The sequence below is a fragment of the Polaribacter sp. AHE13PA genome, assembly GCF_019278505.1.
In the GTDB taxonomy this organism is placed as follows: Bacteria; Bacteroidota; Bacteroidia; order Flavobacteriales; family Flavobacteriaceae; genus Polaribacter.
Genome location: NZ_CP058985.1, coordinates 2,774,264 through 2,799,718, shown reverse-complemented (window position 1 = coordinate 2,799,718; position 25,455 = coordinate 2,774,264). Strand labels below are relative to the sequence as shown.

Genomic DNA, 25,455 nt, shown 5'->3' with positions numbered 1-25,455 from the left:
TTTAGTTAAATTTATTGATTGTGTAATTTAATTTTATGTAAAAAGCTCTACCTGGTTTTTGTACAGATAAATTATCGAATACAGGTTTGTCAAATATGTTTTTAATATCGAAACTAGCAACAAGTTTTTTGTTTGGAAAAGAATAACTCAGACCAAAATCTTGAGAAAATTGTTTTGGTACTTCAAAAAAATCATTACCAACTGTATTAGAACCTTGAGGAACTAGGTATGAAAACTCATCTGTAAAATACATCGAGTAAAATAGGTTTAGTCTAGATTTTTTCTGTATCAAATCTTTAAAAGAGTAGCGTAAACTACCATTCATGGTAAAAAAAGGTGTGTTTGGTACATCTATTTCTATATTGTTATCTATAATTTGTAAATCGAAACGAGAGACATTAAAATTTACTCCAAAATTTCTATCATAGGTGTAATTTAATTGTGCGTCTATCCCTTTAGAGGTTGCAGTTCCTTGGTTTACGTATATAATTAATTCGTCATCAACATTAAAAGATGTTTCTATTGGTAAACCAATTCTGTCTTTAATGTTTCTTGTAAATACATTTGTAGAGATAGAGAAATCATGATCTTTTATGTTAAATGTACCAAATCTAAAACCTAAGTTATAGTTGTTACTTTGTTCGGGTTTAATAGTTGAGTTTGCTACAACATTATCACCATCATTACCAAAAACTTCAGTTTCATCTGGTAAACGAACAGCTTTTTCCGCAGAAGTTAATAATGTAACTTTTGGAGAAATAGCATATGAAGCTGCAAAACCGTATCCGTCTTTTTTGTTATTACTGCTTATAATTTCATCAACGATACTTTTATTTCCGTTTCTATCTGTTTGGATTTCAGGATCTATACTGGTCGTTTTTTGTTGATAATGTTTTCCGAATATGCTTGTTCTTAGTCTATTATCAAAAGCTTTAAATTCATAGGTTAAAGAATAGATGTTTTTGTCAATATTTCTTGTGCCTTTAAAGGTGTTTTCTAATACAGAAACTAAAACATCGCTGTCTTCTCTGTCAACTCCGCTGTAAACATGGTTTACTAAAACTTTATGGTGATCATTAAAATCATAAGACAGACCAGTTCTAATAGAGGCTACTTTTCTTTTAATTTTGGCCAATGTTGGTCCTCCTTCTTGTTGGGATCCCCAAGTATATTTGTATTCGTTACCTCTAAAGTCGATGGCTCTATCTCCAGTCCAACTATAAGCCCAAGCAACGGTATCGTTAATAGCGCGGTTTCTTTTTCCGTACAATCCGTTTATTTTTACATCTAGCCCTTTGGTGAAAAGATTTTTCTTCTGATAAATTATGTTTGCCAACAAAGCATCCGATTCTAAAAAACGATCTTTATAAGGTGTGATAGTCATAAAAGCCCCATGTTGCACCTCTTTGTAGTCTTTAGAAGCATTAAAACCAACCAAAAACTGGTCTGCCCATTTTACATCTGTAAAACCAGCTTGAAACATTCCGCCTGTAGATCTATAGGCATCATTAAATCTTTTTGCAGTAATTGGAGTTTGTACACCTCCTAAGCCTGTATCTACAACACTTCTTCCAGATACTTCGTAGTCATTATCAGAATAATTATGAAATATAGAAGATTTTACAGTAAACCCAGTTTCTTCAAAGCGATATAAGCCATTAACGTTAGCTTGTAGGGTATTGAATGATCCGTATGAAACAGATGCGTTTAAATTTGTTTTGGTGTCATTACGAAGTACGATGTTAATGGCGCCTCCTAAAGCATCATCTGTCAAATGTCCAGGAACCACTCCTTTATACACTTCAATATTTTTAATCATGGAAGGCGGGATACTGTTTAGATTGTAAGAAGATCCGTACATAGAACTAGGAATTCCGTCAATAAAAATTCGTACAGCATTACCCGATAATCCATTTAAACTATAACTAACTTCTGATCCTAAACCACCATTCTGACGAGTTTTTACGCCAACAGTAGTGTTTAATAAATCGTTTGTTTGAACGTTTCTAAGACCGGCTTCTTCAGTTTTTATAACATTTACTGCAAAACCTTGGGTTTCTTTTTTAGTTTCTTCTGTTTTTGTTGTTATACGTACTTCATCTAACTGATTCTTTATACTTTCTAATAAAACATTTACTTCCTTCTTATTAGAATTGAGTTGAGTGGTAATTGTTTTAGACTTTGAGTTTAAAGAATGAAATTGAATTTTATGGGTTCCATAAGGAATAGATTTTATATAGAATTCTCCTTTAAAATCTGTAACAGTCTCTTTGTAAAAGTGATCTCCTTTTATAACTACAAAAACATCTATACCCGGTTCATTGTTATCAACTGTTACTTTTCCGTAAAATTCTCCTTCTTGACCAAAAGCGGTATATGATATAAGTAGCAGTAAAAGTGTTTTAAAAAAAGATGGCATTCGTTTTATTTTTCGACAAATATAAAGCTATTTGTAATCAGTCTAAATAAACTTAACGAATTTGATGAATTATTTTTTTAAGGCTACTTTTGATGTAAATGTGTTAATTCTTAGGTATTGATAATGGTAATAATTAAAAAAAGAGATGTTATTTTTAATGATTCTATATAACGTGTTTCGGTTTTTGTTGTGTTACAGGCACTATTATCTTGTAAAAATAGTTTTATTTCATTTTTTTAGGGGAATAAATACAAGGCGTTAGCAAAATTAGATGTGGAGAATAGTAGTTTGTAATTTTACTTTCTACTTCTTACACTTTCAACAATCACTGTTAATAATATTAGGCTTCCACCAATAATCGTATTTACACTAGGTATTTCATTTACAAAAATATAGGCAATAATAATCCCAAAAATAGGTTGAACACTGCTAATTATACTAGCAGTAGCAACAGAGAAGTGTTTTAAAAAGTGAATCATCATAGTGTGGCCAATGGTTGTTGATAACAAGGCAATTAATAATAGTAAAGGTAATTGACTTTCAAAGTTAGAAAAATCACTAAAAAATAAAATGAGAATTAATAAAAGAGTCACAATAATTAATTGGTACAACATAATTGTACTCCCATTATAGTTGGTTACGTGCTTTTTGGTGGTTAAGTTTCTTAAAGCATAACAGAAAGCAGAAAGAATACCTAGTAAAACTCCTTTAGATTTATCATTTTCTAAAGAAAAATCTGGCACTAAAATATATACTCTAATTAATGCAAGGATACCTAATAAAACATGAATTTTATTTAGAGAAAAAGGGTTCTAAAAGAGCAGCCATTACAGGAAAAGTATATAGAGATAACATTCCTAAAGCAACGTTAGATCGTTTTAAAGCATAAAAATAGGTAACCCAATGTGCGCCTAAGAAAAAACCATTTACAGCAAAAGAAGAATAATCTTTTTTCGATTTTATTTTTAAATCTATTTTCTTGATTTTACAAAAAATATAGATTAGAACGGCGGCAAAACTAGCTCTACATAAAATAATTACTTCTGGTGGTAAAGCAATGTATTTTCCTAAAATAGCAGAGGCACTTATAGAAAGCGTTGCTAAAAGTAAAAAGGATAAATTTTTTACATGAGTGTTTTCTATTAAAGAAACTATGGGATTTGGTAGGAAGTTTTAAGCCTTGTTTATTGTTTCCATTCTAGTGTCTCTACTAAGCGTAAAATGTCTTTTTTAACATAATCTACTGCGGGTAAAATGGAGTCGTAATTTGGTTTTGCGTAAAAATACAAGGATCCTTTTATAAAATTTTTGGTGCTATCTGTTATGTGAAATTGAATTTGAGAGGCCGCATTACCTGTTATTTCATACATGCTGCCAAAAACTCTTTTTTTAGGATTTACAAAATCCTTTGGAATAATTTGTTCTGCTTTTATGGTGTGTTTAAAAACCAGTTTTTCTGCATCTGTTAGTAGTTCTTTAATGTTGTTTTCTACCGGTCTGTAGGTAATGTCTATAGAAGCTTTTAGGTTAGGGTATTTTATGGTGAGCCAATTGTTAGGATCGTCATAAATTTTTGTGTTTTCTAAAATATCAAAAGAATAAGGTCTTGCTAGGTCTAGTTTTTTGTATGCTTTTGTAGGATATGTTAAACTTAAATATCCTTTTGGTTTGGGCAATACATCCTCTTTACAAGATAGAAATAGGATTGTGAAAATTAATAGAAAAATATTACGCATTTCGTGTAGCTTTAACTTGTTTAATGCGTTTTTTATCTAACGCTTCTATGGTAAACGTATAGTTCTTAAAGTTTATTTTCTCTCCTTTTTTAGGAAACTTACCAGAAACCTCTAAAATAAAACCAGCTAAGGTTTCACTTTCGCCTTTTTCTTCTTCAAATATATCTTCATCCTCGTCATCTAAAACCTTACAGAAATCTTTAATGCTTGTTTTACCTTCAAAAATATAATTGTTAGCGTCTATTTTAGAATAATGTAAATCTTCATCATCAAATTCATCATTTATATCGCCAACAATCTCTTCTATTACGTCTTCTAAAGTCAGTAAGCCGCTTGTTCCTCCATATTCATCAACAACAATTGCTAAGTGATTTTTCTTTTCTCTAAAATCAGCTAATAAATCATCTAACTTTTTGTTTTCTGGTACAAAAAAAGTTTCTCTCAGTAATTCTTGCCATTTAAAAGTTGTTTTATTTAAATGAGCTAATAAGTCTTTAGCGTATAAAACCCCAACAATATTGTCTATGTTGTCTTTATAAACTGGGTTTCTAGAGTAGCCGTTTTTTAGTATTTTTTCTAAAACTACTTCGTAGGATTCGGTATCTGAAAGTGCAAAAATATCTATACGAGGTACCATAATTTGTACGGTTTCTGTATTTCCGAAGTTTACAATTCCTTCAAGAATTTTTTGTTCATCTTTTGTGGTTGCGCCTTCAGAAGTTAACTCTAGTGCTTGTGATAGTGTTTCTACAGAAAAATTAGAATTTTTACTACCTAATTTTTTTTCTATCCACTTTGTTAGTGTAATTAAAGGTAAGCTAAAGGGGGTTAGTAGAATATTTATGGTGTGTATAAACTTAGACATTGTTTTAGAAAAGCTAAGTGCATTTCTAGAAGCGTAAACCTTAGGTAAAACTTCGCCAAATAATAGAATTAAAAAAGTTACAAGAACAATTTCTAATAAAAAACGAGTAGGAATTAAAAATGAAAATAGTTCTAGTTTAAAGTCGAAACCACCAAATAAGGTTTCTGCCAATGATGCAAATAATAATACAATTAAGATATTTATAAAATTGTTGGTTATTAAAATTGTGGCTAATAGTTTTCGAGGTTTTTCTAATAAACTAACTACTATGTTTTGATCTTTACCGTTGTTAGAAAGTTCGTTTAAATCTGTTTGTGAAAGTGAGAAAAAAGCAACTTCTGCTCCAGAAACTAAAGCAGAGCTAACAAGTAATACAATTAGAAAAACTGAATTAAACGTAGTTGCAAAATCTATTGAGGCAAATAATGAAAGTAATATTTCGGGATCTGGGTCCAATTGTTATAAGTTAGATTAATTAAAATGGTAAATCATCGTCTTCTTCTGGGGTTTCAGTTTTTGGGGCTGGAGCAGAAGCTTTAGATTCTTGTTGTGGTGCAACAGGAGTTGAATTATCAGCATTTTTCTTGGTAGAAAGCATGGTCATTTCATTTACATGAACTTCTGTAGCGTAACGTTTCACTCCATCTTGTTCCCATTGGCGATTTCTTAATTTTCCTTCTATATATACTTTATCTCCTTTAGATAAATACTTTTCACACACTTTTGCCAGTCCGTTTCTTACAACAAGATTATGCCAATCGGTAGAGGTAACTTTTTCTCCGTTCTGTTTGTTTGTGTAGCTTTCACTGGTTGCTATTGGAAATCTACCAACACAATTTTGATCATCAAAATAGTGCATTTTAACATCGTCACCTAAATTACCAATTAAAATTACTTTGTTTATTGTTCCTGCAGCCATAGCTTGTAAGTTTTAAATACAAAAGTACTAAAAATATCAATTACTTTTTAGCTTGAAAAGCTTCTAAAAAATTTGCAATTAAAATGGGGACAGGATATTTTTCAATTTCATTCCACTTTATCGTTGTTTCGGCAGTATTTGCAGTTTCTACAATCCAGAATTGGGTATATAAATGTTGATGAGATAATTTATGTACAACCTCTTTTGGGTTAAAAAGTGAAATAGTGGTTTCTAAAGGAAATAAATTGATAAATTCTTCTGATGAAACTAATTCTTCCTTATTAATGATTTTATCACTTTCTATTAATGGAAATTGGTATAAACCTTGCCAGATTCCTTTTCCTTTTCTTTCTGATAAAATAGTTGTGTTGTTATCTGTTTTTATCACAAGAAAATTAAAGTATCTTTTTCTTACCTTTATTTTCTTCTCTTTTACAGGAAGTTCTTTGGTTAACTTTTTTTCTAATGCCACACAACTATCAGAAAAAGGACAAGTTTCGCATAGCGGGTTTTGAGGCTTGCAGTGTAATGCGCCAAAATCCATAATGGCTTGGTTATAGGTTCCTGGTTGCGTTTCGTCAATTAATGATTGCGCTAATGTTTTAAACTCTTTAATTCCTGCGGATGAGTTAATAGGTGTATTTATACCATAATAACGAGAAAGTACTCTGTAAACGTTACCATCTACAACTGCAGTTGGTTCGTTAAAGCAAATAGAGGCAATTGCAGAGGCAGTATAATCTCCAATTCCTTTTAGTTTTATAATCTCTTTATATGTGGTGGGGAATTCGCCATTAAGTTCGTTTGCAATTTGTTTTGCAGAAAAATGTAAGTTCCTTGCTCTAGAATAATACCCTAGACCTTGCCACATTTTTAAAACGGTACTTTCATCCGCTTTTGCGAGGTTAAAAACAGTTGGAAAATCTGTGGTAAATTTTTGATAATAGGACAAACCTTGGGCAACTCTTGTTTGTTGTAACATGATTTCTGACAACCAAATAAAATATGGGTTTTTGGTTTTTCGCCAGGGTAGATCTCGGTTGTTTTGTAAGTACCAGTAAATTAATGTGTTAGAAAATGTCATTGCTTAAAAATAGGTTTGCAATATTACATTATAAAATTCACATAAATTTAAGTGTTATTATTTTTGGAGTTGATTAATTATCATATATTTGCATCCGCATTTTTGAAAGTAAATTAATAAAAATATAGTAAATATAGAGACATGACGAAAGCAGATATAGTATCAAAAATTTCAGATAAATCAGGAATCGAAAAAACAGATGTATTAGCAACTGTAGAAGCATTCATGACTGAAGTGAAAGATGCATTAGAAAATGGCGACAACGTTTATTTGAGAGGTTTTGGTAGTTTTATTATCAAAACAAGAGCAGAAAAGACTGGTAGAAATATTTCTAAGAATACTACAATTAAGATTCCAGCACACAATATTCCAGCCTTTAAACCGGCAAAAACTTTTACTGAAGGAGTGAAAAGTAAAGTAGTAGTAAAGTAACAAACACACAATATTAATCTAAATCTTAACGGGTTTAAAAATTCTAAACATTATGCCAAGCGGTAAAAAAAGAAAAAGAGCTAAGATCTCTACACACAAGAGAAAGAAAAGAGCAAGAGCAAATAGACACAAGAAGAAAAAGTAAGCATCCGCTTACTTTTTCGTTTATTGTAAGCGAAAAACAAAAAAGTTCATTGACATAAGAGATTATACAATCTCACACGGTATTACAAAATACCTGACAATATTAATCCCATCTGCACAATTATGTGTAGAGTTAAAACCATTTCAGCATGAAAACAGAATTAATAATTCGTTCAAATTCATCTGATATTGATTTTGCCTTATTAAGAGATGGAAAACTTATTGAATTAAATAATGAAACTAGTGATAACAAATTCTCGGTTGGCGATATATTTTTAGCCAAAATAGGAAAAGTTTTAACTGGTTTAAATGCAGCCTTTGTAAATGTAGGATACCCAAAAGATGGGTTTTTACATTATCATGATTTAGGTGCGCAAGTAAACTCATTAAATTCGTTCATTAAGAAAGTAAGCACAGGTAAGTATAAAGAATTCACTTTAAAGAACTTCCAAAAAGAGGAAGACATTAACAAAGACGGTAGTATTAACCAAGTACTAAAAACAGGGCAAAACCTATTAGTACAAATAGTAAAAGAACCAATTTCTACAAAAGGACCAAGATTAAGTTCTGAGTTGTCTATAGCAGGTAGATATTTGGTTTTAGTTCCTTTTTCTAACCGAGTTTCTGTTTCTCAAAAAATAGCAGACCCAAAAGAAAAAGAACGTTTAAAAAGATTAGCAAAAAGCATTAAGCCTAAAGGGTTTGGTGTTATTTTAAGAACTGTTGCCGAGGGCAAAAAAGTTGCAGAACTAGACAAAGATTTGCAAAACTCATTAGAACGTTGGGTAAAAATGTGTAAAAGTATACCAAATACAAACACGCCAACAAAAATCTTAAGCGAGTTAAACAGAGCATCGTCTATTTTAAGAGATGTTATGAATGATTCTTTTACTAGTATTGTAACAAATGATGAAACTTTGAAAGAAGAAATAAAAGAGTATTTACATGAAATTTATCCCGAAAAGGAAAAAATTGTAAAATTACACAGATCTGAAACTCCTATTTTTGAAAAATACGGAATAGAAAGACAAATTAAAACATCATTTGGAAAAACAGTTTCTATGAGTAAAGGTGCCTATTTAGTTATAGAGCACACAGAAGCATTGCACGTTATTGATGTAAATAGCGGAAACCGTTCTAATAAAGCTGGTTCTCAAGAAGATACTGCACTAGAAGTAAATTTAATTTCAGCTACCGAAATAGCACGACAGTTACAACTGCGTGATATGGGAGGTATTATAGTTGTAGATTTTATTGATATGCACAAAGCAGAAAACAGAAATAAACTGTTTCAGCACTTGAAAGATCAAATGGCTTTAGATAGAACAAAGCACAAAATATTACCTCCAAGTAAGTTTGGATTGGTACAAATTACAAGACAAAGGGTAAGACCAGAGTTAAGTATAAAAACTACCGAAGCCAACCCAAATATAAATGGAGAAGTAGAAGCACCTATTGTTTTGTTAGACAAAATAGAAGCAGATTTAGAGAAATTTATGTCAACCTCTAAAGCAGGAAAAGTACAGTTAAATGTACACCCTTTTATTGCATCTTATCTAACAAAAGGAGTGAATTCTATACGTTTTAAATGGTATTTAAAACACAAAAAGTGGATTACAATTATACCTCGTGACGCTTACACATACTTATATTATAAATTTAAAACTAAATAGTTTTAAGGATTATATTATAAAGGCAATAATTTTTTATCAAAAAACCCCGAAACTTCTATGTTTCGGGGTTTTGTGTTTTTATAAGGTTCTGTTAATTCCTTGGGCGTTACCACAAGGGGCAGGCTTTCGCACTCGCTTTTTTTGTAAAAAACAAAAAAGAGCTTAAACAATCGCTCTATCCTTAACGCATATAGAGAACTAGATAGAGTAGTTTTTAAAAAAACACCATAGAGTTACTTCTAATCATTGAGAAGTTGTATAACATTGATAACGCAAAACTTAGTCACAAAACTTGTTATTTCTACGCTAGGAAGAAATCTCATAAAGAAGCTAAAGCAAAACTAATCAACTTCATGAGATTTCTAAATCGCAAAAAAAAGCTCATTTCGAAATGACAAACTTAACACTAAGAAGACTTTGTGATTTTCAATACTATTTAGCTTCTTTAATCAAATACAAATAGACTGGGTAATGATCAGAATAACCACCAGTATAGTTTCCGCTAGAAAAACTTCTAAAAGGATACCCTTTATATTTTCCCTTTTTAGTCGTTAGAAAGCGTTTGTTAAAAATCATTGCTTTGTACATCTTGTAAGAAGAAAAATCTTTTTCACCTTTATCTAATAGAGGAGACGTAAAGAAAATCATATCAAATAAATTTATTTTATCTCTATATTTTAGGGTGTTAAACCCTCTACGAAACATGTCTTCATAAGGGTTATATAAATCACCTTCTGCTACTTCTTTCTTTCTACTTTTAGTCTTTAGCACATTTTTAAAACTAGAATTATTAGGGTCATCATTAAAATCTCCCATAATTAATATTTTAGCATTGGCATCTTGTGCTCTAACTTGTTCTATAATCTTAGTATTCTTGTAGGCAGCTTTTTCTCTATTGGGTCTACTTGCAGCTTCTCCACCTCTTCTAGACGGCCAATGGTTTACAATAATATGTATAAATTCATCATCTAAATAACCAGAAACTAATAATTGGTCTCTCGTGTAAATAGGGTAATTATCTTTAAATATTTTGGGGTTAAACACTTCATGATGAATGGGGTTAAAATATTTTTTCTGATACAATAAGGCAACGTCTATTCCTCTTTTGTCAGGAGAATCGTAATGTATAATTCCGTAATCATTCTTTACTAAGTGCTTTGATTTAATTAAATCTTCTAGTACATTTAAATTCTCTACTTCAGAAACACCAATAATAGCAGGACTTGTTTTTGTTTTATCTTCTCCAATTTGAGCAATTGTACTACTTAGTTTTTCAATTTTATCCCAATAAACCTTAGATCTATTCGATTTTAACTCCATAATTGGGCTTGCTTCGTCATTCTTATTTACGTCGTTAATTGTGTCAAATAAGTTTTCTAGATTGTAAAAAGCAATGGTTCTAATATTATATTTTTTTCCGTTTTTCTGAGAATTACATACCGTAATCGTTAGCGAAAAAATAAAAATAAAAAATATTTTCTTATTCATTTTAGTGTTTTTATAAAGTAGTAAAAGTAATAAACTAAAGTTATTTTATTAGTTAAGATAGATTGAAATTCAAAGCTTTATTTTTTTTTCGTTAACTTTAAGAGCAAAGGAAAAAGAAAATTTAGAGTTCAACTTATGATTTATGAAAAAAATTGTTATGGTAACATGCTTGCTGTTAGCTTCGTTTTTAGAGGTTAATGGGCAGGGTGTAGTGAAGGGAATTATTTTGGAGAACAATTCTAAGAAACCGCTTAAAGGTGTTTTAGTTAAAATTAGAAATACGTCTAAAAATCAAACTACGGACTTAAATGGTAGTTTTGTATTTAAGAATTTTCAAAGGAGAAAAGCTATTTTAGAGTTAACATTGGTTGGGTATGAAACTCAAAATATCCCCATCGAACTCTCGGAAAATGTTTTAGACTTAGGAAGTATCTTTTTATTTAAAATAGTTATAGAAAATCAAGATTTAAGTTTAATTACACTTACAGATGATGAGTTAAATGATGATGCTAGCTCTGCAGATAATATTTCTGGACTACTAAAAGCGTCAAAAGATATTTTTCTTAGAACCGCTGCTTATGAATTTAGTTCTTCCTTTTTTAAGATTAAGGGATTGGATTCAGGAAATGGTAAAGTGCTTATTAACGGCATTGAAATGAATAAAATCTATGATGGTAGAGCACAATGGGGAAATTGGGGTGGGTTGAATGATGTGTTAAGAAATCAGGAGTTTAGAAACGGATTAACACCTTCAGATGTTACTTTTGGAGGGCTTTTAGGGGCTACAAATATGAATACAAGAGCATCGGAACAAAGACCTGGAATACGTGTTTCTTATTCTTCCTCTAACCGAAGTTATCAGCATAGAATCATGGCGACGTATTCTACCGGAATGTTAAAAAATAATTTGGCTTTTACATTTTCTGGAAGTAGAAGGATAGGAACTGAAGGTTATAATGACGCTACTTCTTACAATGCATATGCTTTTTTTACATCCATAGAAAAAAAGTTAAATGATAAAAGTAGTATTAATTTTACAGGGATTTTTACGCCAAATAGAAGAGGGAAAGCATCACCAAACACACAAGAAGTATTTGATTTAAAAGGCATAAAATATAATGATTATTGGGGTTTTTTAAATGGGAAGAAGGTAAATTCTAGAATTAAAGAAGTTAGCGAGCCTATTTTAATGTTAAACCATTATTGGAATATTTCTGAAAAGACTGCTATAAATACTAATGTGTCGTATCAATTTGGGAAGATTGGTAATAGTAGAATTGATTACAATGGAGGTGCTAACCCAAGTGCTGCTTATTATCAAAATTTACCAAGTTATTTTTTAAGATATGATGATTTTGAAGGTGCGTATGATGCTGAAAATAATTTTGTAAACGACGGACAGATAAATTGGAATCGGGTTTTTGACGCGAATAAAACCAATAATAATTCAGGTTTAGAAAATGCCTATGTTTTGTATGAAGACAGAAATGATGACAAACAATTTACTATAAATACTATTCTAAATACAGAAGTAAATGATCATATTTCTATCAACGGAAAAATAGAGTATAGGCGTTTGAATTCTCATAATTTTGCATCTGTTATAGATTTGTTGGGCGGTGATGCATATTTAGATATCGATCCTTTTGGCGCAACCGAAGAAGAGAAACAAAACGATCTTTTAAATCCGAATAGAATAGTAAGAGAAGGAGATGACTTTAAATATAATTTCAATTTAAATTCTACTATTATTTCTGCTTTTACACAAACTCAATTTAGATACAATAAAACGGATTTTTATGCAGCCTTAAAAGTTTCTAATACAACACATCAACGAGAGGGGTTGTATAAAAATGGTAGTTTTTCTGAGAATTCTTTAGGAATGTCTGAAGCACAAAAATTCATGAATTATGGTTTTAAAACAGGAGTAACATATAAAATTACCGGTCGTCATTTAGTAGATATAAATGCGGCATATATAACCACTGCACCTACCACTAGAAACACTTTTTCTAATTCTAGAGAAAATAACAATGTGGTTTTAGATTTACAAAGTGAAAAAACGCTTTCTACAGATGTTAGCTACGTATATAGAAGTCCAATTATCACATCAAAATTTACCGCGTATTATACATCAGTAAAAGATGCTACAGAGATTTCTTTTTATTTTGCGGATGGTGTTGGAGGGGATAATACTGCTTTTGTACAAGAAATTTTAAGCGGAATTAGTAAAAAACATATGGGTTTAGAATTGGGGTTGGAAGCTCAAGTTACAGCTAGCTTAAATTTAAAAGGAGCCGCTGCTATTGGTCAGTTTACGTATGATAATAATCCGAATTTATACTTAACAACAGAAGCAGATAATGAGTCTTTAGTAGCTGGTTTTGTAAACGGATTTAAAGATTTTGGGACTACAAATCTTAAGAATTACAAATTAGCTGCCGGACCTCAAAATGCATATTCCGTGGGGTTTGAATATAGAGATCCATCTTATTGGTGGGGAGGAGCAACACTTAACTTTTTTAGCAACACATTTATAGATATTTCGCCTTTAAATAGGTCTCAAAATTTTTATTTAGATGATGATGGATTGCCCTTTTTAGAATATGATACCGAAATAGCTCAAGGACTTTTAAAGCAAGAGAAATTCGATAGTTATTCTGTCGTAAACTTAGTCGGTGGTAAATCTTTTCTGATTAACGGTTATTACATTAGTGTTTTTGCAACGGTAAATAATTTATTGAATAAAACATACAAATCTGGCGGATTTGAACAAGGAAGAAATGCTAATTACAGACAATTATTAGAAGATAAGTCTCTAGATAAACCTGTTTTTGGAAATAAATATTGGTATGGTAGAGGTGCAACTTATTTTATGAATGTAAGTGTGTCATTTTAAGAAAAAGAAAAACGTAAAGATGAAAAAGAATAAAATAATCACAGTTGTATTGATACTTGTAACAAACGTCTTGTTATTGAGTTGTGTAGAAGATGCAGATTTTACAGTACCAGAAAGTTTAGGGAATGAAGAAAATGAAGCTGTTAATAAAATTATAGACAGTATTTCTTCTGGCGCTCTTCAATTAAAAACCATAAAACAACTAAAGGAATTGTATATAATTGGTAATGATCCTTTAGAAATTGTTTCCGATATAGTAGTTAAAGGCTATGTTATTTCATCAGATAAGTCAGGTAATTTCTATAAAGAATTTTACATGCAAGATGCTCCAGAAAATCCAATAGCTGGTATAAAAGTTGCCTTGAATTTAAGTAATAGTTATAATAAGTTTAATATTGGTAGAGAGGTTTACATCCGTTTAAAGGGTTTGTACGTTGGCGAAACAAATTCTGGAGATGGTAATATTACTATTGGTGGAAAAATTAGTACCACAGATCTTACTGAAATTGAAAATGTTACATCAAATCAAATTCCTAATCATATTTATAGAACGGAAATTACAGAAGAAATTGTGCCAAAATTGATTGATTTTGGAGGAATTAATGCTTCTCATATTGGAACTTTTATCACGCTAGAAAACGTTTTTTTTGATGCTAAATTAGCGGGGAAATCTTATGTAGATTCCATAGAGGATTTTGATACACAACGTAAAATTCAAACTTGCTTAGGGCTGGGGTATGATGAATTATTAGTAGAAACGAGTTCTTTTTCTCGTTTTTCAAACGAAACTTTGCCTGAAAAAGCAGGTACTATAAACGCGGTCGTTTCTAAAGATTTTGGAGGGGATTTAATGGTACTTGTTTTAAATGATACCAACGATGTTACTATGATTGATGAAAGGTGTACGCCGTTACCTGCAGAAGAGTATTCGATAATTTTATTATCAGAAAATTTTGATAATGAGTCTGGAGATATTGATGTTTTAAATTGGATTAACTTTAGAGAAGAAGGGACGAAATCATGGAGGTCTTACACAGATACTTATGCGCAAAGTAATGCAGCTAGAGTTAATTCTATCAATTCTGGAGATGAAAGTACTATTACTTGGTTAATTACCTCAAGTATTAACTTAGACACTACATCTCAAGAGTTTTTATCTTTTGAAACTTCCAATAGTTTCGGAAATGGAAGTGAGTTACAAGTTTTAATTTCTACAGATTTTAATGGAAACGAAAACAATATAAATACTGCAACTTGGACAGTCTTACCTGCGAAAATTGTTTCTGATGGAGAGAATTATAAAAATTGGGTGCATTCTACTTATATCGATTTATCAAATTATTCGGGTACTGCCTTTATCGCTTTTAAATATACAGGTAACGGAAATGTAAACTTTAACGGAACTTATGAGTTGGATAATGTAATAATAAATGCAAAAGAATGATGTGTTTTTTGATTTAGAAAATTAAGAAGTTTTCTTATTTTTACATTATGGATAAAATAGAACACATTGGTATTGCTGTAAAGGATTTAGAAAAATCGAATGCGTTGTATGCTTCTTTGTTTGGAAAACCACATTATAAAACAGAAGAAGTAAAATCCGAAGGAGTTAAAACTTCTTTTTTTCAATCAGGACCTAATAAAATAGAATTATTAGAAGCTACAAATTCAGAAAGTCCAATTGCTAAGTTTATAGAAAAGAAAGGCGAAGGAATTCACCATATTGCTTTTGCGGTTTCAGATATTAAAGCAGAGATAAAAAGACTCGAAAATGAAGGTTTTATTGTTTTAAATAAAGAGCCCAAAAAAGGAGCAGACAATAAATTAGTTGCTTTTTTGCATCCAAAATCTACCAATGGGGTTCTTATTGAGTTGTGTCAAGAAATAGATTAGTTAAAATACTGCTAACAGTTACGGTAACTGCATTCTAATTATTATCTTGCAGGCTTAAAAAAATTCTATAATATGTCTTCTAAATTTGATGCTTATCAAAAACGACGACTGCTATCTTCTTACTTATCAGTAGTAGTAAGTATAGCCTTAGTACTTTTTATGGTCGGTATTTTAGGGTTAGTTTTGTTAAAATCTACCTTTGTTGCCAATAAAGTAAAAGAAAAAGTAGCGATAACTTTGTTCTTAAAAGATAATGTTTCTACTAAAAATAGAAACAGTTTTAAAGATTCTTTATTAGAAGAAGAATTTACAAGAACAATTATTTATACGAGTAAAGAAAAAGCTGCAAAAATCTATAGCGAAGAAATTGGTGAAGACTTTCTAGAATTTTTAGGTGAAAATCCGTTAAAAAACGGAATAGATATCTACTTAAAAGCAGATTATGTAACACCTGAAAAAATGCAAGAATTAGAAACACGTTTTCTCAAAAATGCTTTTGTTTCTGATGTTTCTTATGATAAACCTTTAATTAACTTATTAACCAAAAACATAAAACGAATTAGCTTTTGGCTATTGGTTGTTTGTGGTTTCTTTGGTTTAATAGCAATGATATTAATTAATAGTTCTATTAGGTTATCTATATATTCTAAGCGATTTAATATTAAAACCATGCAAATGGTTGGTGCAACAAAAGGCTTTATAAGAAGACCTTTTATTTGGCAAAGTATTAAATTGGGTATTTTTGGAGCCCTTCTAGCCCTAGTTGCTTTAGGAGTTATTATTTATTATGCAGATCAGCTAGCACCTAGTTTACATTTGGTTAAAGATTATGTTACGCTAGGATATTTAGTTGGAGGTGTTTTAATATCAGCTTTTTTAATTACGTGGATTAGTACTTATTTTGCAACACAACGTTTTTTAAACTTACAAACAGACGAACTTTATTATTAATATAATGGCAAACGAAAACACAGAACAACCAGTATTTTTATTTGGTAAAAGAAATTATACTTTCATGATTATTGGACTCATCGTTATTGCAATGGGTTTTATATTTATGTCAGGTGGCGGAAGTGATAATCCTGAGGTTTTTAATGAAGAAATCTATAATTGGCAGCGTATTCGTTTAGCTCCAACTTTAGTAATTATTGGTTTAGGAATTGAAATTTATGCTATTTTAGCAAATCCAAAAAAATAATAATGGATATATTAGAAGCAATAATCTTAGGTGTAATACAAGGATTAACAGAGTTTTTACCAGTTTCTTCAAGTGGTCATTTAGAATTGGCTAAGGTAATTTTAGGAGATACTTCTGTGCCGGAAGAAAGTTTAACTTTTACAGTGGTTTTACACTTTGCTACAGCACTAAGTACTTTGGTTATTTTTAGAAAAGAAGTAGCAGAAATTTTTAAAGGGTTGTTTCAGTTTAAATGGAATGATGAATCTAAGTTTTCTTTAAAAATAATTCTTTCAATGATTCCAGCTGTTGCTGTTGGTTTACTTTTTGAAGAACAATTAGAGTCTTTTTTTGGAGGAAAAATTCTATTAGTAGGGGTTATGTTGTTAGTAACTGCTGTACTTTTATTATTAGCAGATAAAGCAAAAAACACGAATAAAGAAGTAACATTTTCTAATTCATTAATAATTGGAATTTCTCAAGCAATTGCAATGTTGCCAGGTATTTCTAGATCTGGAGCAACAATTTCTACCTCTGTTTTATTAGGTATTGATAGAACAAAAGCAGCCCGTTTTTCTTTCTTAATGGTGGTTCCATTAATTTTTGGTAAAATAGGTAAAGATTTATTAGGTGGAGATTTAAGTTTTCAATCTTCAGAAATGTTGCCTATTTCAATTGGTTTTGTAGCTGCTTTTTTATCAGGTTTATTAGCCTGTAAATGGATGATTGCCTTGGTTAAAAAAAGTAAGTTATCTTACTTCTCATTATACTGTGCTATTGTTGGTTTTGTTGCTATTGGTTACGCTCTTTTAAATTAATTTTAGTCTGATTATTTCTGTGAAAGCAGAGACTTCATCATAATAAGTTTTCTTCAAAATGATAAAAACAGCAGAAGAGTATAAAAACGGTCAAGTCTTGTTAATAGACAAACCTTTAAATTGGACTTCTTTTCAAGTAGTTAACAAACTTCGTTGGGAAATTAGACAACGCTTTAATATTAAGAAAATTAAAGTTGGTCATGCAGGTACTTTAGATCCGCTTGCTACAGGTTTATTAATTATTTGTACAGGTAAGCAGACAAAAGAAATACATGTTTACCAAGGACAAGAAAAAGAATATACAGGTACATTTACAGTTGGTGCAACCACACCAAGTTACGATTTAGAAACTGAGGTTGATAAAACCTATCCAACAGATCATATAACAGAAGAATTGTTACATGAAACTACCAAGCAATTTATTGGGGATATTCAACAAAAACCACCTATTTTTTCTGCAATTAAGAAAGATGGTAAACGTTTATACGAGTTAGCTCGAAAGGGTGAAACTACAGAAATTAATGCAAGAACTGTAAGCATAACAGAATTCGAAATCACAAAAATAGATTTACCAGAAGTAGAATTTAGAGTGGTTTGTAGTAAAGGTACTTACATTCGTTCATTAGCGTACGATTTTGGATTGGCTTTAAATTCAGGCGCACATTTATCAGCATTAAGAAGAACTAAAATTGGTGATTTTGCTGTTGAGAATGGAGTTTCTGTAGAGCAATTTATTAAAGATATACAAGATGACACTGTAGAATCTTAATAGTTAAAATATTTTATATAAAAAACCCAAGCATTTGCTTGGGTTTTTGTTTTATATAGAAGTGTAGAAACTTATTTTTTAGCTAATAAATCTCTAATTTCTGCTAATAAGTCTTCTTGACTTGGTCCTGCAGGAGCTGCTGGAGCTGGTTCTTCTTTCTTTTTAGTTGAGTTAATACCTTTTACAATCATAAACATTACAAAAGCAACAATTATAAAATCTATAACGTTTGTTAAGAAATCTCCGTATAAAACAGCTACTTCACCAACAACTTTTCCAGCGTCATCTACAACACCCTCTTTAGCGATCCATTTCAAATCTTTTAAATCAGTATTAAATATTAATCCAATTAGTGGAGAAACAATTCCTCCTGTAAAAGAAGTTACAACTTGTTTAAAAGCTGCACCCATTACAAAACCTACTGCAATATCAATAAGGTTTCCCTTCATTGCAAAGTCTTTAAACTCTTTAAGCATTCCCATTTTTTATTATTTTTATTATTTGTTAGAATACAAAAGTAATAAAAATAATCATCACTTTAACATTTTATTAACACGCTGTGAGATTGCTGTTAAAGTTTCGTAAGGTATCGTTTCAGAAACATCAGCAATATGTTGTATCATTTCTTGATTATTAAAGATGATTACTTCATCACCTTCAGTACAATCAATTTTAGTAATATCTACCATAATCATGTCCATACAAACATTACCAATAATGTGTGCTTTTTGATTCTTGATAATAACATAGCCCTTTTTGTTCCCCAACCTTCTAGACAAACCATCTGCATGACCAATTGGTATGGTTGCCGTTTTGCTTTGTCTTTTGGCTGTATAAGCCCTGTTGTATCCTACTGTTTCTCCTGGTTCTATAATATGAATTTGAGAAATAATAGATTTTAAATTATGTGTATTTTTAAGTTGAGCCGTTTCTTTTTCATCGTTACCAAAACCATACAAGCCAATACCAATTCTAACCATATTAAATTGTGCTTTTGGGTAGTTTATTACGCCAGAAGTATTTAAAATATGCAGCATTGGTTCGTACCCTAAATGTTTGTAAAATTGTTGAGCAATGTATGCAAAGTTATTTATTTGATTAATGGTAAAGTCTTGTTCTTCTAGATCTTCACTTGCAGCTAAGTGAGAAAATAAAGAAGCTACTTTTACGTGTGTTGCTTCCTTTAATTCGGCAATTATATTAGGAATATCTGTATGCCAAAACCCTAATCTATTTAAGCCTGTATTAAACTTTATATGAACAGGGTAATTCATTAACGGAATTTCATCTGCCAGTTTTAAAAAGGCATTAAAAATTTTAAAATTGTATAAACAAGGCTCTAACCTATAATCTACAACAGATTGTAAGTTTTGTATGTGTGGGTGTAAAACTAAAATAGGACTTTCTACACCAGCTTCACGCAAAGCTATTCCTTCATGAACATAAGCTACGGCAAAATAATCTACCTTATTTTCTAAAAATTTAGCAATTTGTACGGCATCACTACCATAGGCAAAAGCTTTAACAACCGCTAGAACTTTTGTTTCTGGTTGTAATTTGCCTTTAAAATAATTTAGGTTATGCAATAGTGCATCTCCATCAATTTCTAAAACTGTAACATGGTTATTCATTTATTCCTTAGTTGAATCAACATCTTTTTGTGTTAACATTTTTTGTTTTTGGAGTGCCTTGTAATATGCAGCTCTACTTAAAGGCTCATATTCTTGGGTTTCTCCTAATAGTACTAAATCCTCATTTTGGGTTTTTCTAAAACTGTAATTTGCCAAGTTTCCTGTATGTGTGCATACTGCATGTACTTTTGTAACGTATTCTGCAGTTGCCATTAAAGCAGGCATTGGACCAAATGGTTTTCCTTTAAAATCCATATCTAACCCCGCAACAATTACTCGAACACCTCGGTTGGCAAGGTCGTTACAAACGGCAACAATTTCATCGTCAAAAAACTGAGCTTCATCAATACCAACAACATCAACATCAGTTGCTAATAAGCGAATGTTAGAGGCAACAGGCACAGGTGTAGAGCGAATTCTATTATCATTATGAGAAACTACTTCTTCTTCATCGTAGCGTGTATCAACCGCAGGTTTGAAGATTTCTACACGTTGTTTTGCAAATTGAGCACGTTTTAATCTTCTAATCAATTCTTCTGTTTTACCAGAGAACATAGAACCACAAACTACTTCAATCCAGCCAAATTGTTCTGAATGATTTACTGTATTTTCGAGAAACATTTTGTAATTTTAGGCGTTAGAATATTAAATTTGATGTTACTTTGAATTTCAACAAATTTATGAATATTTACGAGTAAAAAATAACTTCAACTTACAACTTATGCACAAAAAATTAGAAGCCGATTTAATGAGTTTAGCACACAGCATTTTGCAATTAAAAAATAAAGAGGATGTGTTTGCTTTAAAAGAAAAATCGAAAGAAATTTATGAAAAATTATCTTTATTAGCTTTTGTAGAAGAATATATAAATACAACACCCAATTTAGAAGTAACAAAAGAGGAATTAATTGAAAATGTAGAAAAAGGAATCGCATTAAAAGAAAAACAAGAAGTTTTTGCGGTTGATATTGAGCCGGTTAAAGAAGATATTGAAGAAGAAACAGTAACCTTTTATGAAATAGAAGAAGAGGGAGTAACTTTACCTGTTGAAGACCAAATTGAGGAAGAATTGGCAGAGGAGTTAGTGATAGAAGAAGCAGAAGAAGATGCCGAAGAGGAAATTGAAGAAGAGATTGAAGAGGATGTGAAAGAAGAAGTGAAGGTTGTAGTTGAAGAAATTATAGAACAACCTTTTGATGAAATAGAAGATATTATATTTGCAGAACCAGCCCCAGTTGAAGTAAAGGAAGAAGTTAAAATTGAAGAAAGTAAGACTTTGTCTTTAGAAGAAGAGTTGCAAGACACTATTTCTGTAGATCAAATGGCTACTTTATTTGATATTCCTGCTGCTGCACCAAAATCATTAAATGATAGGTTTTCTGCTAATATTCAAATAGGTTTAAATGATAGAATTGCCTTTGTAAAGAATTTGTTTGATGGAAGTCAAGAAGATTTTAATAGAGTAGTTTCTCAATTAAATACATACGGAACAGAAAAGGAAGCTTTAAAATTTATCAATAAAATGGTAAAACCAGATTACGACTGGTCTTCTCAACAAGAATTAGAGACTCGTTTTATAGAAATTGTAGAGCGTAAATTTGCATAAAACTATTTAAATTTAGAGCAGTAAATAATTTAATGGAATAACAGAATTATTTACTGCTTTATATTTTATTAACCCTAGAAAATAGAATAACTCTTGAAACCAATTTTAATACATACGCATTTTCATAAACGAAGAACCGGAGTTACTAGAAGTATAGAAAATGTGCTACCTTTTTTTAATAAGGAGTATGAGACTTATGTTTATGGTTATAATGTTGAAGGAGATAAAATTACGACTTCAAAATTAAAGAAACTTCTTTTTTCTGATCGAGAGGTTGTTGTGCATTGTCATAGAAATAATGAAATAATGAGAATGTTATTTCTACGTTTTTTAGGAGCAAAGTTTAAGTTAATTGCAACACGTCACGCAGAAACGACTCCGTCTGGATTAACTTTAAAATTATTAAAAAAAGCCGATAAAGTGGTAACACTCATAGAAAGTATGAGTGAAAACTTAGGTATAAAAAATACCATTGTTGGTCATGGAGTAAATGTTGATTTGTTTTCTCCTAAAAAGGATGTCGCTTTAGAAAATATTCAGCAAGAAAATGTAATTTTATGTGCAGGAAGAGTTCGTAAAGCAAAAGGGCAAGTAGTTTTATTAGAAGCAGCTAAGGTTTTAAAAGAACATAAAAATTGGGCTTTGGTAATTGTTGGTAAAATAGATAAACCTGCTTTTTTAGAGGAATTAAAAAAGATTGCAAAAAAGCATCATATTGCAGATCAAATATATTTTGTAGGTGAAACATCAGATATTGTTTCTTATTATCAAGCTTCAAAAATTGCTGTTGTGCCTAGTTTTTCGGAAGGATTTTCTTTAGTAACTGCAGAAGCTATGTCTTGTGGATGTTCTGTAATTGCAACTAAAAATGTGGGAGTCCATTCTTCATTAATAGATAATCAAAAGAATGGTTATTTATTTGAAGCAGGGGCTACCTCAGAATTAGAAACACTTTTATCTAAGTCATTAAAGAATGAAATTCCTCTTTTAGGAAAAGAAGCACGAGAAGAAATTCTAAAAAACTGGAGTGCAAAAAAAGAAGCAGAAAACTTAATGGCAGTTTATAAAACAACATAGGTTTAGATGCTGTAAAATAAGCTGTAAGAATAGCAATTGTAACAAATGTAGTTCGTGGTCGTCTTTAATTTAAAACCTACTAACATGAAACATTTAGCAACAATTTTATTCACACTTTTTATAACAGCTATTTCTGCACAAGATGCGGCATTTCAAAATTTCTACAATTCAAATAAAGAAAAATCTACGTTCTCTATCAATTTATCAGCTTCATTAGCAGGTTCATTTTTAGATAATGAAGACGATGACGATTTAATGAACATCATTAGAAAATCGAGCGATTTTAAATTAATGATTTTTGATAATAAAGACAATAATCTCTCTAAGGATTTTAGAAAATTCGGCAGAAAAAACAATCTAAAAACGCTTGCTCGAGTAAAAGAAAACGGAAGTAAAGCCGAATTATTTTTTATAGAGAAAGGTAACTACATCAGAGAAATAATTATTAGAGCAAACAGCAATTCAGAAAAAATGGTGCTGTTTGGGGTAAAAACTAAAATTACACACGATGAATTAGCTGCAATGATTTCTTCTTCGGATGTAAAGTATTCATCAAATTAAAAAACAAGAGTAAAAAGAGAGGGTTTTAACCAATCTTCTCTTTCAAAGCCTCCACAACTTTCTTACTATTTCCAATAAAAATTTCTTCATCAACTATAAAAACCGGACGCTTTAAAAATGTGTATTCATCCAAAAGAAACTGTCTATAATCAGCCTCAGACAACGTTTGGTTTTTTAAATCTATAGATTTATACAACTTTGCACGTTTATTAAAAAGTGCTTCATAACTGCCAGAAATGGCATACATTTCTTCTAATTGAGCTGCAGTAAGGTTGTTTGTTTTAATTTCCTGTCGTTCAAAACCATCGGTATTTACCTCTTTTAAAATTCTTCGGCAAGTATCACAAGTTTGTAAAAAATAGACTTTCTTCATTTTTATAGATTATATTTACATCTCCAAAATTACACAAAAAAATGAACATACAATTCGATCTTTTAAGAACATCTCGCACACTAGTTTTAAAAGAATTAGAAGGCTTAACTTTAGAGCAACTACATATTACACCAGCTGGTTTTAAAAATAATATTGCTTGGAATGTGGCACATTTAGTGGTTACACAACAACTTTTAAACTACAAGTTAGCGGGTTTAAACTGTTTATGTCCAGATGAGTTAATCGAAGACTATAAAAAAGGAACGGTGCCAACAAAAACTTTTACAGAAGAGGAGTTCGAAGAAGTTAAAGAGTTGCTTTTAGGTTTGCCAGACACATTACAAGAAGATTATGAAGCTGGTATTTTTGAGAATTTTGCAGAATACCCAACAAGCACCGGTTTTGTACTTAATTCTATCGAATCAGCAATTTCTTTTAACAATTTTCACGAAGGAATTCACTACGGAATTATAAGATCTATCAAGAAATTTTTATAGGTTTATTAGAAGCTGTTTCCAGCTTTTCGTTATATCTTTTTATAGCTGTCATTGCGAATCACACTTTTTCTTTGAGATTCGCAATCTCATAGCTTAAAATAGATTCTCCTCTTTATAGGCTATAAAAAGGATGCCACTTCAATCTGGGCTAAACTAGTTTGCTAACTTATAGTAATATAAAATTATCAATACATTTTTAAAGATGAAATTCAATACCAAAACAATTCACGGAGGTCAAAAACCAGAAGAAACTACCGGAGCAGTAATGCCTCCAGTTTTTTTAACATCCACTTTTGCTAAAACGAGTCCTACGGAACACAAAGGATTCGAATATTCTAGAGGAGGAAACCCAACAAGGGCTGCCTTAGAAAATAGTTTAGCATCTTTAGAAAATGGAACTCACGGATTTGCATTTGCATCGGGTTTGGCAGCAATAGATGCTGTTTTACGTTTATTAAATCCTGGAGATGAAATTATTGCAGGAGACGATTTATATGGTGGAAGTTATAGAATGTTTACCAAGTTATTTCAAAAATACGGATTAGAGTTTTCTTTTGTAAACATGGACGATGTTAAAAACATTACAGATGCAATTACAGAAAACACAAAACTAGTTTGGATAGAAACACCAACAAATCCGTTGATGAAAATTGCAGATATAAAAGCAATTTCATCAGCTGTAAAAGATATTAATGCTACTATTTTAATAGGAGTAGATAATACGTTTGCAACACCTTATTTACAGCAACCTTTAGATTTAGGAACTGACATTGTGATGCATTCTGCCACAAAATACTTGGGAGGTCATAGCGATTTAATTATGGGCGCTTTGGTTGTAAAAGATAAAAAGCTGGCAGAAGATATTCATTTTATTCAATACGCAGCAGGCGCAATTTCTGGACCAATGGACTCTTTTTTAGCATTAAGAGGTATAAAAACGTTACATATAAGAATGCAACGACATTGTGAAAACGGAATTGTAGTGGCTAAATTTTTAGAGAAACATCTAAAAGTTAGTCAAGTTTATTATCCTGGTTTAGAAAATCATCCAAACTACGAATTAGCAAAAAGTCAAATGAATGGTTTTGGAGGAATGGTTTCTTTCCGACTAAAAGAGGAGACACAAGAAGCAGCATATGCATTTTTAAAAAACACTAAAATATTTACGCTTGCAGAATCTTTAGGCGGCGTAGAAAGTTTATCTAATCATCCAATTAGCATGTCTCATGGTTCTATTCCTGCTCCAGAAAAAGAGCGAATGGGAATTACAAATTCCTTAATTCGTTTAAGTGTAGGTATTGAAGATATAGAAGATATACTTGCTGATTTAGAACAAGCCTTAAAAGCATAAAAAAAAGAGCCAATTGGCTCTTTTTTTTATGCTTTTAATTTAA

The 25,455-nt window shown here is 30.9% G+C and carries 26 protein-coding genes; 14 read left to right on the top strand and 12 right to left on the bottom strand.

Annotated elements, in window-relative coordinates; all coding sequences use genetic code 11:
• Nucleotide 1: 1 nt before the first annotated feature.
• From H0I28_RS12015 to mutY, 7 genes are all read right to left on the bottom strand, one after another.
• The gene (locus H0I28_RS12015) at nt 2-2,419 is read right to left on the bottom strand and encodes a TonB-dependent receptor (RefSeq protein ID WP_218759255.1); all 2,418 of its coding nucleotides are present in this window, start codon (nt 2,417-2,419) and stop codon (nt 2-4) included.
• A 296-nt stretch (nt 2,420-2,715) separates the two neighbouring features.
• Entirely contained in the window at nt 2,716-3,162 is a 447-nt protein-coding gene (locus H0I28_RS17605) for a DMT family transporter (RefSeq protein ID WP_254712770.1), read from the bottom strand.
• 49 nt (nt 3,163-3,211) lie between these two features.
• A complete protein-coding gene (locus tag H0I28_RS17600) occupies nt 3,212-3,478 on the bottom strand; it encodes an EamA family transporter (protein ID WP_254712744.1) in 267 nt (88 codons plus the stop codon).
• Between the two features lie 125 nt (nt 3,479-3,603).
• The gene (gene gldD, locus H0I28_RS12005; protein ID WP_218754597.1) at nt 3,604-4,155 is read right to left on the bottom strand and encodes a gliding motility lipoprotein GldD; all 552 of its coding nucleotides are present in this window, start codon (nt 4,153-4,155) and stop codon (nt 3,604-3,606) included.
• The gene (locus H0I28_RS12000; RefSeq protein WP_218731721.1) at nt 4,148-5,476 is read right to left on the bottom strand and encodes a gliding motility-associated protein GldE; all 1,329 of its coding nucleotides are present in this window, start codon (nt 5,474-5,476) and stop codon (nt 4,148-4,150) included. The genes gldD and H0I28_RS12000 overlap by 8 nt, the downstream gene beginning before the upstream one ends.
• 19 nt (nt 5,477-5,495) lie before the next feature.
• Entirely contained in the window at nt 5,496-5,939 is a 444-nt protein-coding gene (locus H0I28_RS11995) for a single-stranded DNA-binding protein (RefSeq protein ID WP_218754596.1), read from the bottom strand.
• A 40-nt stretch (nt 5,940-5,979) separates the two neighbouring features.
• Entirely contained in the window at nt 5,980-7,023 is a 1,044-nt protein-coding gene (gene mutY / locus H0I28_RS11990) for an A/G-specific adenine glycosylase (RefSeq protein ID WP_218754595.1), read from the bottom strand.
• A gap of 141 nt (nt 7,024-7,164) precedes the next feature.
• Between mutY and H0I28_RS11985 the strand changes: the two genes are divergently transcribed.
• On the top strand, nt 7,165-7,455 hold the full coding sequence (locus H0I28_RS11985; protein ID WP_036824254.1) for an HU family DNA-binding protein: 291 nt from the start codon (nt 7,165-7,167) through the stop codon (nt 7,453-7,455).
• 293 nt (nt 7,456-7,748) lie between these two features.
• On the top strand, nt 7,749-9,272 hold the full coding sequence (locus H0I28_RS11980) for a ribonuclease E/G (RefSeq protein ID WP_218731718.1): 1,524 nt from the start codon (nt 7,749-7,751) through the stop codon (nt 9,270-9,272).
• 432 nt (nt 9,273-9,704) lie between these two features.
• On the opposite strand, the gene H0I28_RS11975 is transcribed toward H0I28_RS11980, so the two are convergent.
• Nucleotides 9,705-10,760, bottom strand: coding sequence for an endonuclease/exonuclease/phosphatase family protein (locus H0I28_RS11975; protein ID WP_218759254.1), 1,056 nt, complete (start codon nt 10,758-10,760; stop codon nt 9,705-9,707).
• Between the two features lie 142 nt (nt 10,761-10,902).
• Between H0I28_RS11975 and H0I28_RS11970 the strand changes: the two genes are divergently transcribed.
• The 7 genes from H0I28_RS11970 to truB all read left to right on the top strand — a co-directional run bounded on the left by H0I28_RS11970 (nt 10,903) and on the right by truB (nt 18,316).
• Nucleotides 10,903-13,659, top strand: a complete 2,757-nt coding sequence (locus H0I28_RS11970) for a carboxypeptidase-like regulatory domain-containing protein (RefSeq protein WP_218759253.1) — start codon at nt 10,903-10,905, stop codon at nt 13,657-13,659.
• Nucleotides 13,660-13,678: 19 nt separating this feature from the next.
• On the top strand, nt 13,679-15,103 hold the full coding sequence (locus H0I28_RS11965) for a DUF5689 domain-containing protein (protein WP_218759252.1): 1,425 nt from the start codon (nt 13,679-13,681) through the stop codon (nt 15,101-15,103).
• Between the two features lie 47 nt (nt 15,104-15,150).
• Complete coding sequence (gene mce, locus H0I28_RS11960; protein WP_218759251.1) at nt 15,151-15,552, top strand: methylmalonyl-CoA epimerase; 402 nt, start codon at nt 15,151-15,153, stop codon at nt 15,550-15,552.
• A 72-nt stretch (nt 15,553-15,624) separates the two neighbouring features.
• Nucleotides 15,625-16,503: an ABC transporter permease gene (locus tag H0I28_RS11955; protein WP_218731713.1), complete on the top strand. Its 879-nt coding sequence runs from the start codon at nt 15,625-15,627 to the stop codon at nt 16,501-16,503.
• 4 nt (nt 16,504-16,507) lie between these two features.
• Nucleotides 16,508-16,750 (top strand): DUF3098 domain-containing protein, encoded by a 243-nt coding sequence (locus H0I28_RS11950; protein WP_218731712.1) that lies wholly within the window; start codon nt 16,508-16,510, stop codon nt 16,748-16,750.
• 2 nt (nt 16,751-16,752) lie between these two features.
• Nucleotides 16,753-17,547, top strand: coding sequence for an undecaprenyl-diphosphate phosphatase (locus H0I28_RS11945; RefSeq protein WP_218731711.1), 795 nt, complete (start codon nt 16,753-16,755; stop codon nt 17,545-17,547).
• Between the two features lie 58 nt (nt 17,548-17,605).
• Entirely contained in the window at nt 17,606-18,316 is a 711-nt protein-coding gene (gene truB / locus H0I28_RS11940; protein ID WP_218759250.1) for a tRNA pseudouridine(55) synthase TruB, read from the top strand.
• Between the two features lie 71 nt (nt 18,317-18,387).
• On the opposite strand, the gene mscL is transcribed toward truB, so the two are convergent.
• From mscL to H0I28_RS11925, 3 genes are read right to left on the bottom strand one after another with little or no spacing between them, the layout of a single operon-like run.
• Nucleotides 18,388-18,798: a large conductance mechanosensitive channel protein MscL gene (gene mscL, locus H0I28_RS11935; protein WP_240915441.1), complete on the bottom strand. Its 411-nt coding sequence runs from the start codon at nt 18,796-18,798 to the stop codon at nt 18,388-18,390.
• A gap of 51 nt (nt 18,799-18,849) precedes the next feature.
• Complete coding sequence (gene alr, locus H0I28_RS11930; protein ID WP_218759249.1) at nt 18,850-19,947, bottom strand: alanine racemase; 1,098 nt, start codon at nt 19,945-19,947, stop codon at nt 18,850-18,852.
• Nucleotides 19,948-20,568: a thymidine kinase gene (locus H0I28_RS11925; RefSeq protein ID WP_218754589.1), complete on the bottom strand. Its 621-nt coding sequence runs from the start codon at nt 20,566-20,568 to the stop codon at nt 19,948-19,950.
• Nucleotides 20,569-20,668: 100 nt separating this feature from the next.
• On the opposite strand from H0I28_RS11925, the gene H0I28_RS11920 reads away from it, so the two are divergent.
• The 3 genes from H0I28_RS11920 to H0I28_RS11910 all read left to right on the top strand — a co-directional run bounded on the left by H0I28_RS11920 (nt 20,669) and on the right by H0I28_RS11910 (nt 23,191).
• Nucleotides 20,669-21,553, top strand: a complete 885-nt coding sequence (locus H0I28_RS11920) for a hypothetical protein (RefSeq protein ID WP_218759248.1) — start codon at nt 20,669-20,671, stop codon at nt 21,551-21,553.
• Between the two features lie 93 nt (nt 21,554-21,646).
• On the top strand, nt 21,647-22,630 hold the full coding sequence (locus tag H0I28_RS11915; protein ID WP_218731706.1) for a glycosyltransferase family 4 protein: 984 nt from the start codon (nt 21,647-21,649) through the stop codon (nt 22,628-22,630).
• A gap of 84 nt (nt 22,631-22,714) precedes the next feature.
• Nucleotides 22,715-23,191 carry a DUF4252 domain-containing protein gene (locus tag H0I28_RS11910; RefSeq protein WP_218759247.1) on the top strand — a complete coding sequence of 159 codons (477 nt, stop codon included), beginning with the start codon at nt 22,715-22,717 and terminating at the stop codon, nt 23,189-23,191.
• A gap of 25 nt (nt 23,192-23,216) precedes the next feature.
• Here H0I28_RS11910 and H0I28_RS11905 read toward each other — a convergent pair whose 3' ends face one another.
• Nucleotides 23,217-23,564 carry an arsenate reductase family protein gene (locus H0I28_RS11905; RefSeq protein WP_218759246.1) on the bottom strand — a complete coding sequence of 116 codons (348 nt, stop codon included), beginning with the start codon at nt 23,562-23,564 and terminating at the stop codon, nt 23,217-23,219.
• Nucleotides 23,565-23,605: 41 nt separating this feature from the next.
• Here H0I28_RS11905 and H0I28_RS11900 point away from each other — a divergent pair, with 41 nt between their 5' ends.
• Together H0I28_RS11900 and H0I28_RS11895 are read left to right on the top strand one after the other, a co-directional pair.
• The gene (locus H0I28_RS11900; RefSeq protein WP_218759245.1) at nt 23,606-24,061 is read left to right on the top strand and encodes a DinB family protein; all 456 of its coding nucleotides are present in this window, start codon (nt 23,606-23,608) and stop codon (nt 24,059-24,061) included.
• Nucleotides 24,062-24,263: 202 nt separating this feature from the next.
• The gene (locus H0I28_RS11895) at nt 24,264-25,412 is read left to right on the top strand and encodes a cystathionine gamma-synthase (protein ID WP_218754583.1); all 1,149 of its coding nucleotides are present in this window, start codon (nt 24,264-24,266) and stop codon (nt 25,410-25,412) included.
• Nucleotides 25,413-25,455: the final 43 nt, after the last annotated feature.

Excerpts from the sequence above, each read along its gene's own strand:
- H0I28_RS11980 (WP_218731718.1), top strand. The coding sequence starts at position 7,749 with ATGAAAACAGAATTAATAATTCGTTCAAATTCATCTGATATTGATTTT.
- H0I28_RS11950 (WP_218731712.1), top strand. The coding sequence starts at position 16,508 with ATGGCAAACGAAAACACAGAACAACCAGTATTTTTATTTGGTAAAAGA.
- H0I28_RS11925 (WP_218754589.1), bottom strand. The coding sequence starts at position 20,568 with ATGTTTCTCGAAAATACAGTAAATCATTCAGAACAATTTGGCTGGATT.
- mce (WP_218759251.1), top strand. The coding sequence starts at position 15,151 with ATGGATAAAATAGAACACATTGGTATTGCTGTAAAGGATTTAGAAAAA.
- H0I28_RS11975 (WP_218759254.1), bottom strand. The coding sequence starts at position 10,760 with ATGAATAAGAAAATATTTTTTATTTTTATTTTTTCGCTAACGATTACG.
- mscL (WP_240915441.1), bottom strand. The coding sequence starts at position 18,798 with ATGGGAATGCTTAAAGAGTTTAAAGACTTTGCAATGAAGGGAAACCTT.
- mutY (WP_218754595.1), bottom strand. The coding sequence starts at position 7,023 with ATGACATTTTCTAACACATTAATTTACTGGTACTTACAAAACAACCGA.
- truB (WP_218759250.1), top strand. The coding sequence starts at position 17,606 with ATGATAAAAACAGCAGAAGAGTATAAAAACGGTCAAGTCTTGTTAATA.
- H0I28_RS11945 (WP_218731711.1), top strand. The coding sequence starts at position 16,753 with ATGGATATATTAGAAGCAATAATCTTAGGTGTAATACAAGGATTAACA.
- H0I28_RS11900 (WP_218759245.1), top strand. The coding sequence starts at position 23,606 with ATGAACATACAATTCGATCTTTTAAGAACATCTCGCACACTAGTTTTA.
- H0I28_RS11895 (WP_218754583.1), top strand. The coding sequence starts at position 24,264 with ATGAAATTCAATACCAAAACAATTCACGGAGGTCAAAAACCAGAAGAA.
- gldD (WP_218754597.1), bottom strand. The coding sequence starts at position 4,155 with ATGCGTAATATTTTTCTATTAATTTTCACAATCCTATTTCTATCTTGT.
- alr (WP_218759249.1), bottom strand. The coding sequence starts at position 19,947 with ATGAATAACCATGTTACAGTTTTAGAAATTGATGGAGATGCACTATTG.
- H0I28_RS12015 (WP_218759255.1), bottom strand. The coding sequence starts at position 2,419 with ATGCCATCTTTTTTTAAAACACTTTTACTGCTACTTATATCATATACC.
- H0I28_RS11965 (WP_218759252.1), top strand. The coding sequence starts at position 13,679 with ATGAAAAAGAATAAAATAATCACAGTTGTATTGATACTTGTAACAAAC.
- H0I28_RS11905 (WP_218759246.1), bottom strand. The coding sequence starts at position 23,564 with ATGAAGAAAGTCTATTTTTTACAAACTTGTGATACTTGCCGAAGAATT.
- H0I28_RS11955 (WP_218731713.1), top strand. The coding sequence starts at position 15,625 with ATGTCTTCTAAATTTGATGCTTATCAAAAACGACGACTGCTATCTTCT.
- H0I28_RS11920 (WP_218759248.1), top strand. The coding sequence starts at position 20,669 with ATGCACAAAAAATTAGAAGCCGATTTAATGAGTTTAGCACACAGCATT.
- H0I28_RS11995 (WP_218754596.1), bottom strand. The coding sequence starts at position 5,939 with ATGGCTGCAGGAACAATAAACAAAGTAATTTTAATTGGTAATTTAGGT.
- H0I28_RS11910 (WP_218759247.1), top strand. The coding sequence starts at position 22,715 with ATGAAACATTTAGCAACAATTTTATTCACACTTTTTATAACAGCTATT.
- H0I28_RS11985 (WP_036824254.1), top strand. The coding sequence starts at position 7,165 with ATGACGAAAGCAGATATAGTATCAAAAATTTCAGATAAATCAGGAATC.
- H0I28_RS11970 (WP_218759253.1), top strand. The coding sequence starts at position 10,903 with ATGAAAAAAATTGTTATGGTAACATGCTTGCTGTTAGCTTCGTTTTTA.